At 46.2% G+C, this 2486-nt stretch carries 3 protein-coding genes; 1 reads left to right on the forward strand and 2 read right to left on the reverse strand.

What is annotated here, in order from left to right:
* Positions 1-429: 429 nt before the first annotated feature.
* Positions 430-1104: a phycobilisome degradation protein NblB gene (gene nblB, locus WBA89_RS29510; RefSeq protein ID WP_424411180.1), complete on the reverse strand. Its 675-nt coding sequence runs from the start codon at positions 1102-1104 to the stop codon at positions 430-432.
* A 130-nt stretch (positions 1105-1234) separates the two neighbouring features.
* Positions 1235-1696, reverse strand: a complete 462-nt coding sequence (locus WBA89_RS29515; RefSeq protein WP_424411182.1) for a CBS domain-containing protein — start codon at positions 1694-1696, stop codon at positions 1235-1237.
* Between the two features lie 246 nt (positions 1697-1942).
* Between WBA89_RS29515 and WBA89_RS29520 the strand changes: the two genes are divergently transcribed.
* Positions 1943-2269, forward strand: a complete 327-nt coding sequence (locus WBA89_RS29520; protein ID WP_424411184.1) for a (2Fe-2S) ferredoxin domain-containing protein — start codon at positions 1943-1945, stop codon at positions 2267-2269.
* Positions 2270-2486 lie beyond the last annotated feature (217 nt).

The following is a 2486-nucleotide window of genomic DNA, read 5'->3' on the forward strand; positions in this document are numbered from 1 at the left end:
GGTAGTGACAGTTGGAGGGGCGGCGAATCGGGCGCGAAAAACCAGGTTTCTGGGAGTTTTGCATCCGGTTACGAAACATTTCAAAAAAAACCGGGTTTCTGAGTTCGGCCTGTGAATCGCGCGCGGGAGAAACCCGGTTTCTGGGAATTTTGCATCCGGTTACGAAACATCTCAAAAAAAGCCGGATTTTTGAGTCAACAAGTGCGATCGCCCTTGCTAACTTTTGACTAGAATATTGACCAAAAATTGTAAATTATACCATTTTCCTAAAGATGTGCTACGTATAAATTCTTAGCCCCCCCTTAATAAGGGGGGGTTGGGGGGGTAATCTCTAGCGCTACATGAAATTGGTATAAGGGGGGGGTTGGGGGGGTAATCTCTAGCGCTACTTTAGAAAATTGATCTAATTCAAAATCCCCAACTAAAAACTCACAATTTCAAACTATTCTCCTGTCCGACTTTAGCCTCCTGAGCAACTTGATCTACCTCATCTTTCGCGAGAATTTCCAAAGCCGCAGCAGCTTCGGTGCCGCCCAACCGCCCCAAAGCTTGAGCGACTCTATAACGAATCTGCCAATCTGCATTAGAAGCGCAAGGAAGCAACAGCGGCACCGCGCGTTTATCTCCCAATTCTCCTAATGCGCTGATGGCAATAGTTTGGATCAATTCGTTTTCAGAAGCTATGGCATTTTCTAACATGGGAAATGCTTTGGGATCTCCCATTTCTCCCAACGCCGCGACGATACTCAGTTGCACCAGCCATTCAGATGTACTGCTGTAAACTTGCTCCAAATCTTCTAAAGCAGAGGTTAATTTCAAAGCGCCCAAAGCATCGGCTGCTGCTGCTTGCACGTCCGGTTCGGGGTCGTTGTGCAAGCTGTTAAGCAGTACCTCTAAAGCGTTCGGCAGATTCTGCGTGCCGAGGGTTGACATTTGGCTCACACCAGCGTATCTAACGCGGACATTTTTGTCGCCGATCGCAATTTGAATCAACTTGTAGGCGATCGCAGGTTCTAATTCTCGCAGTTGGTTGACACCTCGCAGCCTTTCGCCAAAATCTTCGGAATTCAACAATTGTTCGACAGACTCAGGGGTAATGCTCATGGATTTTTTAAATTAGGAAAAAGGTAATTGGGAAGAAGGTAATTGGGAAAAAGGTAATTGCCAAAAGCGAAGGAGATTGAAGGAAAGATCGAATCGTTTTCTGATACAATCCTTCAACTACAACAATTAATTAAGATTCGGCAGCCATCGCTCGGATAATATCTCCCCTAGTGAGGACACCGATTACTTTGCCTTCTGTATCAATTACCGGCAATCGGTGGATGCTGCGATCGTGCATTAGTTTTGCAGCTTCTGAGACAGATTCGTCGGGCTTGATAGTAACTGGATCTTTACTCATCGCTTCTCCTACTGTTTGTCCTAAAGCCTTGTGCAGTTCTCGCTCGTAACGCGAGGGATTTTCTAGATAGATCACGCTGTCGAGTACCATGATGTAAGCGGGCGGAGTTACGCCGGTTTCCCGCCACATCAAGTCGGTTTCGGAGATGACTCCTACCAACAAGTCATTCTCATCTACGACGGGAAGACCGCTAATACGTCGATCGGCTAAAATTTTAATCGCTTCGTTCAAAGGCATTTCGGGACGCGCTAAAATCGGCTCGCGGCTCATCACATCGGCTACTGTTTTGGGCATGATTGGCGGTTGATTGAGTTTGTGCTCTAAATCCGATCATATAGGCAAAGCGTGACACAGACTGAAGAAAGGCAGCTCTGCTGAAAGGATTCGTTAGAAGGTAGAAGGAAGGAAAAAGTTTGAATGCTAGAATTTTGCTGTTTTTTTCGATCGCCCTCACGAATTCTGCAGTTTGTCTAGAAGCACGCGGGCGATCGACCCCACAAGATTGTTAAAATATCTTAAAGAACCGATAAATCCTTACCGATGCCAGAATCTCCAGCCCCAACACCAGAATCCCAACCAGAAGAGCGCTGTGTATTGGTTTGTCAGTATCAATCCTGCCTCAAAAATGGTTCAGCAGAAGTGCTCGCTGCCTTTGAAGCCCAACCAGTTGCAGGAGTGACAGTTAAAGCCTGTAGCTGTCAGGGACAGTGCAACACGGGCCCGACTGTGCGAGTCACCCCAGACGAAACTTGGTATTGTCGAGTTAAACCGAGTGATGTACAGTCGATCGTGGAAGAGCACCTCAAAGAGGGAAAACCTGTAGAAGCGCTGTTCAATCCGAGAATTCATATGCGTTATTACTATTAAAATTGAATTGATGGAAGTGCCAATTCCCAGCTCTCGCGCATCTAATTTTAATAGTTATTACAGCAGATTGCAAGTTTATGAAGTACACCGAGCGATCCCCGTAGGGACACGGCATTGCCGTGTCCCTACAAGGGCTAATTTGAATAGTTATTGTTATGGAAATTGCGCTTTGAAAATCAAAGGAATTGCAGTTAGTTTGTTAGTCCTAGTTCTGGGG

The sequence above is a fragment of the Microcoleus sp. genome (assembly GCF_049646505.1).
Lineage (GTDB): Bacteria > Cyanobacteriota > Cyanobacteriia > Cyanobacteriales > Microcoleaceae > Microcoleus.

What these genes read in the sequence shown, in the direction of transcription:
- WBA89_RS29520 (WP_424411184.1), top strand. Translation starts at nt 1,943, where the DNA reads ATGCCAGAATCTCCAGCCCCAACACCAGAATCCCAACCAGAAGAGCGC.
- WBA89_RS29515 (WP_424411182.1), bottom strand. Translation starts at nt 1,696, where the DNA reads ATGCCCAAAACAGTAGCCGATGTGATGAGCCGCGAGCCGATTTTAGCG.
- nblB (WP_424411180.1), bottom strand. Translation starts at nt 1,104, where the DNA reads ATGAGCATTACCCCTGAGTCTGTCGAACAATTGTTGAATTCCGAAGAT.